The sequence below is a fragment of the Pedobacter alluvionis genome (assembly GCF_003664035.1).
Lineage (GTDB): Bacteria > Bacteroidota > Bacteroidia > Sphingobacteriales > Sphingobacteriaceae > Pedobacter > Pedobacter alluvionis.
The window spans coordinates 636720-644229 of the sequence record NZ_RCCK01000014.1 but is presented as its reverse complement, the minus strand read 5'-3'; the positions used below and the strand labels follow the sequence as shown (position 1 = coordinate 644229).

Annotated in this window: 4 protein-coding genes; 1 reads left to right on the top strand and 3 read right to left on the bottom strand. The window is 39.5% G+C overall.

The features are described from left to right. Positions 1-627: 627 nt before the first annotated feature. On the top strand, positions 628-1608 hold the full coding sequence (locus BCL90_RS22060; RefSeq protein ID WP_090504707.1) for an acyl-ACP desaturase: 981 nt from the start codon (positions 628-630) through the stop codon (positions 1606-1608). A 64-nt stretch (positions 1609-1672) separates the two neighbouring features. Here BCL90_RS22060 and BCL90_RS22055 read toward each other — a convergent pair whose 3' ends face one another. The 3 genes from BCL90_RS22055 to pafA all read right to left on the bottom strand — a co-directional run bounded on the left by BCL90_RS22055 (position 1673) and on the right by pafA (position 7459). Next, the gene (locus BCL90_RS22055; RefSeq protein WP_121287269.1) at positions 1673-5062 is read right to left on the bottom strand and encodes a methylmalonyl-CoA mutase family protein; all 3390 of its coding nucleotides are present in this window, start codon (positions 5060-5062) and stop codon (positions 1673-1675) included. A gap of 130 nt (positions 5063-5192) precedes the next feature. After that, positions 5193-5561, bottom strand: coding sequence for a VOC family protein (locus BCL90_RS22050; RefSeq protein WP_121287267.1), 369 nt, complete (start codon positions 5559-5561; stop codon positions 5193-5195). 239 nt (positions 5562-5800) lie between these two features. Beyond that, the gene (gene pafA / locus BCL90_RS22045) at positions 5801-7459 is read right to left on the bottom strand and encodes an alkaline phosphatase PafA (RefSeq protein ID WP_121287265.1); all 1659 of its coding nucleotides are present in this window, start codon (positions 7457-7459) and stop codon (positions 5801-5803) included. Between the last annotated feature and the right edge of the window lie 51 nt (positions 7460-7510).

Genomic DNA, 7510 nt, shown 5'->3' with positions numbered 1-7510 from the left:
ACCAGAGCCGATGGTACTGCGGTAACACGTGGGAGAGTAGGTCGGTGCCAGATCTTAAAAAGAAACCCCTCAACGATAAGTTGAGGGGTTTTCTTCGTTTAAAGGCTTTTTGAAGTACATTATTTAAAACTGTTAAGGCGTTAAAAAGGATTAGGAAAAGGTTCTATTTCTTAATGTCCTTAATCTCTTAATGGTAATTAGATTAATAAACTTTTTCTCACCATTAAGGCGTTAAGCAAAGTTAAGGGTTGTTCCCGCAGATCACGCTAATTTGCGCAGAGGCCATTCCATCATCCATTTTACATCTTACCTGTTTTTCTTCTTCTTTCCCTGGTTAAATAGCCCTGATGGGAGTGAGCATGTAGCCTATTCTTCATTGGCGGAGTAAAACGGACAGCAGGATGGAACCTAGCCTAAATGTACAGGAAACTGCGCTCAAAAAAAATAAAAAACAATCAACAAGAATTACATTAAATTCATCACTTACAGTCTATAGGGTACCATTCAAGTGAATCTTACTGATTTTGATCACATTTAAAACTGATTTAGTGCTAAATATGTTAATATCATAAGGTTTGCCACAATATTTGGTTATCTTTGTTTTTAACAAAAATATAAGCATAAATAATGAGTTTTTTTGCAGATAAAAGAAGGGAAGTAATGATGCATATTGAAAAATATATGCTGGAGTCGATGGGAACTTATTTGAAACCGATCGATACTAACTGGCAACCTTCTGATTTTTTACCAGATTCTACTAGTGAAACATTTTATCAAGATATCAGAATTTTAAGGGATAATGCAAAAGATCTTTCTTACGATTTAGTAGCCGTTTTAATTGGCGATACCATTACAGAAGAAGCTTTACCTACCTACGAATCGTGGTTAGCCATGGTTGATGGACATAGCAGAGACGAGGAAGGTGGTTGGATGAAATGGGTTCGCCATTGGACTGCAGAGGAAAATCGTCATGGTGATTTGTTAAATAAATATTTATACCTCTCAGGCCGTGTAGATATGCGCCAAATGGAAATCTCTACGCAGTATCTTATTGCTGATGGTTTCGATATTGGTACTGGTCACGATCCATACCGCAACTTTATTTATACCTCTTTTCAGGAGTTGGCTACCAATGTATCGCACAGAAGGGTTGCTTCTTTAGCAAAAAAAGATGGCGATACTTTATTGTCTAGAATGTGTGGTGTAATCGCATCAGATGAAGCCAGACATGCAAAAGCCTATAAAGATTTTATGAACCGTATTTTCGAGGTTGATCCTAACGAAGCGATGTTGGCTTTTGAAGATATGATGCGTAAAAAGATTGTAATGCCTGCACATTTCTTACGTGAGGTAGGTTTGAAAATTGGTCAGACTTTTGGTCACTTTACCGATGCTGCGCAACGTTTAGGTGTTTATACCGCAATTGATTATGTTGAAATTATGCAACAATTGATTGAAGATTGGAAAATAGAAGGTATGCGTGATTTAAATGAAGCTGGTGAACAAGCCCGCGATTATATTATGGCTTTGCCTTCGCGTTTATTACGTGTTGCCGAGAGAATGAAGAACCCTACTATAGATTACAAATTTAGCTGGATTGCAGGGTAGGTATTTGAATATTTAGTTAATAAAATTATATGAGCCCTTATCAAATCGATGAGGGCTTTTTTTATTACATGTTTCTTCTATATTGTCCACCTACCTCATAAAGGGCTTTGCTAATTTGACCTAAAGAGCAAATTTTACAGGTTTCCATTAACTGTTCAAAGATATTATCGCCTGCAATAGCTGATTTTTGCAATTGTTTCAGTAAATCTGCTGAACGATCTGCATTACGGTCCTGAAATTTCTGCAATGCCGAAATCTGGTACTGCTTTTCCTCTTCAGTAGCACGGATTACTTCGCCGGGAACAATAGTAGGCGAGCCGTTTTTGTTTAAAAAGGTATTTACACCTACAATTGGATATTCGCCGGTATGTTTCAAGGTTTCGTAATACAAACTTTCTTCCTGGATTTTTCCGCGTTGATACATGGTTTCCATCGCACCTAGCACACCACCGCGATCGTTTATACGTTTAAATTCGGTGAGAACGGCATCTTCAACCAGATCAGTGAGCTCTTCGATAATGAAAGCGCCCTGTAGCGGATTTTCGTTTTTGGCTAAGCCTAATTCCCTGTTAATGATCAGTTGGATTGCCATTGCCCTTCTAACCGATTCTTCGGTAGGCGTGGTAATGGCTTCATCATAGGCATTGGTGTGAAGTGAATTACAGTTATCGTAAATTGCGTACAGTGCCTGTAAAGTGGTTCTGATATCGTTAAAATCGATTTCCTGGGCATGTAACGAACGACCAGAGGTTTGAATATGGTATTTCAGCTTCTGTGAACGATCGTTCCCTTTATATTTATTCTTGATGGCTTTGGCCCAGATTCTTCTGGCTACGCGACCGATAACGGCATATTCCGGATCAATACCATTGGAGAAAAAGAACGAAAGGTTAGGGGCAAAGTCATCAATATGCATGCCCCTGCTTAAATAATATTCTACAAAGGTAAATCCGTTGCTTAGGGTAAAGGCCAGTTGTGAAATGGGGTTGGCTCCAGCTTCGGCAATGTGATAGCCAGAAATGGATACGGAATAGAAATTCCTCACTTTTTCATCGATGAAATATTTCTGGATATCGCCCATCATCCTTAAGGCAAATTCTGTTGAAAATATACAGGTATTCTGTGCCTGGTCTTCTTTTAAAATATCGGCCTGAACGGTTCCTCTAACTGAACTGATGGCTTTTGCCCTTATGCTGGCATAAACATCGCCAGGTAAAACCTGATCGCCTGTCACGCCTAAAAGCATTAAACCTAAGCCGTCATTTCCTTCCGGAAGCACGCCATTATATGATGGTCTTTCTATATTTTTGGCTTTGTAAATTGAAACAATTTTGGCCTCAACTTCTTCTGCTAAACCATTTTCAATAATGTATTTTTCGCATTGCTGATCAATTGCGGCATTCATGAAAAAGCCCAATAACATTGGTGCCGGGCCATTGATGGTCATGGATACTGAAGTAGATGGCGCACAAAGATCAAAACCGGAGTATAATTTTTTAGCATCATCCAAAGTGGCAATACTTACACCAGAGTTTCCGATTTTTCCGTAAATATCGGGGCGGATATGGGGATCTTCGCCATAAAGGGTAACGGAATCAAAAGCGGTGGATAAGCGGTGCGCCGGCTGACCTAAAGAAACATAATGAAAACGTTTATTGGTCCTTTCAGGCCCGCCTTCTCCAGCAAACATCCTGGTAGGGTCTTCACCATCTCTTTTTAAAGGAAATACGCCTGCAGCATAGGGAAATTCTCCAGGCAGGTTTTCGGTTAACAGCCACCTTAAAATATCGCCCCAATCTTCATATCTTGGTAAGGCTACTTTTGGGATATTCAGCTTGGAAAGTGATTCGTAAAATAAAGGCTGTTTAATTTCTTTATCGCGGACTTTATAAATGAAAAACTCTTCTTTGTAAGCCCTTTTGGTTTCTGGCCATTGGCGGAGTAAACGTTTGCATTCGCCATCTAATTGCTCTTCAAAAAAGGTGTAGACCCCCTCTAAATCTCCCCCTATTGGGGAGACTTTTGATTTGTCTGGTAAATTATTCTCATTTAATAAATCGATTACACCTTTAAGCTGGTACATTTTACGGGCAATGGTAGACTGTTTATCTACCCATTCGTTATATGTCTGGCTTGCTTCGGCAATTTCTGCCAGGTAGCGGATGCGATCGGGTGGAATAATATAAATCTTCTCTGATTGATCGGAAGTTAATTCCATTTTGGCCTTAAAATCGGTTCCGGTTTTTAATTTAATCTGTTCCATTAAGGCCACAAACAGGTTGTTCATTCCCGGATCGTTAAATTGAGAAGCCATGGTGCCGTAAACAGGAATTTCGTCATCTTTGGCATCGAAAATATTATGGTTGCGTTTATATTGCTTGCGCACATCACGTAAGGCATCTAAAGCACCTCTTTTATCGAATTTATTAATGGCTACCAAATCGGCAAAGTCCAACATGTCAATTTTTTCTAACTGCGTAGCTGCACCAAATTCAGGCGTCATCACATAAAGCGAAACATCGCAATGTTCGGTAATTTCAGTATCCGATTGGCCAATGCCCGAAGTTTCTACAATAATTAAATCATAACCTGCTGCTTTACAGATATCGATACTTTCCTGTACATTTTTGGATAGGGCAAGATTGGCCTGCCGGGTAGCTAATGAGCGCATATAAACCCTGGGATTGTTGATCGCATTCATGCGGATACGGTCGCCAAGTAATGCCCCGCCTGTTTTTCTTTTCGAAGGGTCTACTGATATGATCGCTAAAGTTTTATCTTTCACTTCTACCAAAAAACGCCGAACAAGTTCATCTACTAAAGACGATTTTCCGGCACCGCCAGTTCCGGTAATGCCTAAGATAGGCGCAGTATTATTTTTGGAGAGTTTTTTTAATTCATCAACAAATTTCTGGGCACCTTCGGGATCATTTTCTGCAACCGTAATAGCCCCGGCGATGGCTTTGATATCTTTTGTTGGAATGGTTTCGAGCTCGTTAGTGATGTGGGATTTGGTAACGAAATCTGTTTGGATCAGCATATCATTGATCATGCCCTGCAAGCCCATTTTACGGCCATCATCCGGAGAATAAATTTTAGAAATTCCATAAGCCTGGAGTTCTCTAATTTCTGAAGGTAAGATTACGCCACCGCCACCTGCAAATATTTTAATATGTCCCGAACCTCTGTCTTGCAGAAGATCGTGCATGTATTTAAAATATTCGATGTGTCCGCCCTGATAAGAAGTCATTGCAATACCCTGAACATCTTCCTGAATGGCACAGTTTACCACTTCATCAACCGACCGGTTGTGGCCAAGGTGGATGACCTCGGCTCCTGAAGATTGAAGGATACGGCGCATAATGTTGATGGTGGCGTCGTGTCCGTCGAAAAGGGATGCAGCGGTTACAAAACGGATTTTATTTTTAGGCTTATAGATTTCTACTTGTTGCATACTATAGGATTTTAACGATCGGTATGCTCTGGTTACCGATCATTGTTTCCAAATATATTTGGTATGCAAATGTACTAAATTAAGCAGCTTAAAGCACGAATACCCTATACCGTTATGGCTTTTGGTTCAGTTACAAATTTTGCCCGAACTGCAGTAAATAACCGTTATTGTCGTAAATGGCAAACTCCCTCATTCCGTAGTCAAAATCTTCGAGCGGATAACAAATTTTGCAATGATCTTTTAAGTTTTCCCACAGCGCGGCTACTTCGTTTGTATTGATGTAAAGTGAACCACTCATGATGGATTTAGGAATGTTGCGATGCTCGTTAGGGCTACAGAACATGATTTCTATCTCATCTTTGCGGAGGCTTAACCAACTCAGGTCGTCGAATTTTGATGCATAGGTGAAGTTTAAAATTTCGGTATAGAATTTTAGCGTTTCTTGCATATCATGAGATTCGAGCATGGGCGTAAGTTTGGTAGCGGTGTATGTTGACATGATGTTAAGATAAAATATAGTTTATTTTTTACCATATAAGACATTTGAGACCATATAAGCTCAATGCGAAATCAGTGTATATAATCTTAGGTGTGCTAAGGTGACTAAGTTGGTTGAGAATAATTAGTTGTTTCCGTTTTTCTACCACCTAAGTCGACTAAGTTCATGTTAGTGGTAAGCTATCATTCTAAATATCTATAAAACAAAAAAACTATGCTGGTGAGCATAGTTTCCTTAAATTATTTGTTTGTAATCTCTGTGATTGGTTCTCCAACATTACCATTTGGCATCTGAATATGGAGCAGCGCAGCCAGCGTTGGTGCAATATCGGTCATGTAATGTGTTTTATTAGAAGCGCCTGATTTGATTCCCCAGCCCATAAAAACCAATGGAATGTGCGAATCGTATGGATTCCAGTTCCCGTGGGTTGTACCTGTACTGCTACCGTTAAACCAGTTTGGTTGTAAAACATAATAGATATCACCACTTCTACGGGCGTTGTATCCATTGGTAATCATTTTTTTCTGGATTTCCTGAAGTGTGCTTTGCGATATTTTAGCGATATCAACAGCATTTTGGAAACCATCTAACCTTTTTAAGAATTCTACTGATGCTGATTTAATTACATCGAAACTCACATCACCTTTGTCGGTTTTATCATGATCGAAAATGATCTGGTTGTTCATCGATCTTAAAACCACATTATTTACTTTAAATTTATCATTTAAGTAAGCATTTAATTTGTCTGCGATATCACGGTCACTCACTACGCCTGAAGGTAATTTGTTCTCCTGCATAAAACCTGGTACATGCGCAGCTCCATGATCAGCAGTTAAAAATACGGTATAATTTCCTTTACCTACTTTTTTATCCAGGTAGTTGAAAAACTCTTCGAAATCTTTGTCTAAACGTAAATAAGTATCTTCTGCTTCTACAGAGTTCGGACCATAGGCATGACCAACATAATCGGTAGATGAGCAGCTAACCGCCAGGAAATCTGTAATATTATCCTGACCTAAATCTTCTGATAGGATGGCTAATTTGGCCAGATCTAAAGTAATGGTATTGCCATAAGGGGTGCTTCTGATGGCATCGAAATTTTTATCAACGTTTTGCGTTAATTGGTGTGGAAATGTGCTTGATTTACCTTCGTAAGCATTCTCATCTTTGGTACTGTTTACATAGGTATTGATGGGGTATAAAGTTTCCCAGTTTTTTGCATAAAACTTGTTCGCTAGTTTCAGTTTATTATAATCGGCAATCCAGGTGGGCACTTCTTTCATATAATAGGTGCTGGTAATCCAGTTTCCGGTACTACCCTGGTACCAATATGCTGCATTTGCCGCGTGGCCGGCCGGAAGGATGGAACCTCTATCTTTTAATGAAATTCCGATTACTTTGCCTTTAAAGTTAGTGGCTAATCTCAACTCGTCTGTAATGGTTGTGGTTAGCATATTTTTTGGCGACATATTACCTTCTGATGACGGGGTACTGCCAACAGTAGATACCGAAGAATCCTCTGTACAATACACACTCTTTTTGGTTTCAGGATCGTACCAATCGTTACCGATAATACCATGAACAGCCGGAACGGAACCCGTGTAAATACAAGTATGGCCACATGCAGTATAAGTTGGGGTATAGGGGATGAAGGTATTTTCCACAGAAAAACCTTCGTTGATTAATCTTTTAAATCCACCATTGCTATAGCGGTTATAGTAGCGGTATAAATAATCCCAACGCATTTGGTCGACCACTAAGCCAACCACCAATTTGGGGCGTGCAACCTCCGCTGGAAATGCTTTTGAAGGCACTGTGGCAGTTTTTTTGGTTTGAGCTGAGGAAAGTGAGATCGAAAAAATAGAAATGGTAAAGATTAGACGGGATATTTTGTTCATTGTGTTTTAGTTAAATGGCTAAAGTAATCAATTTAGATAAAGCTACTTTGA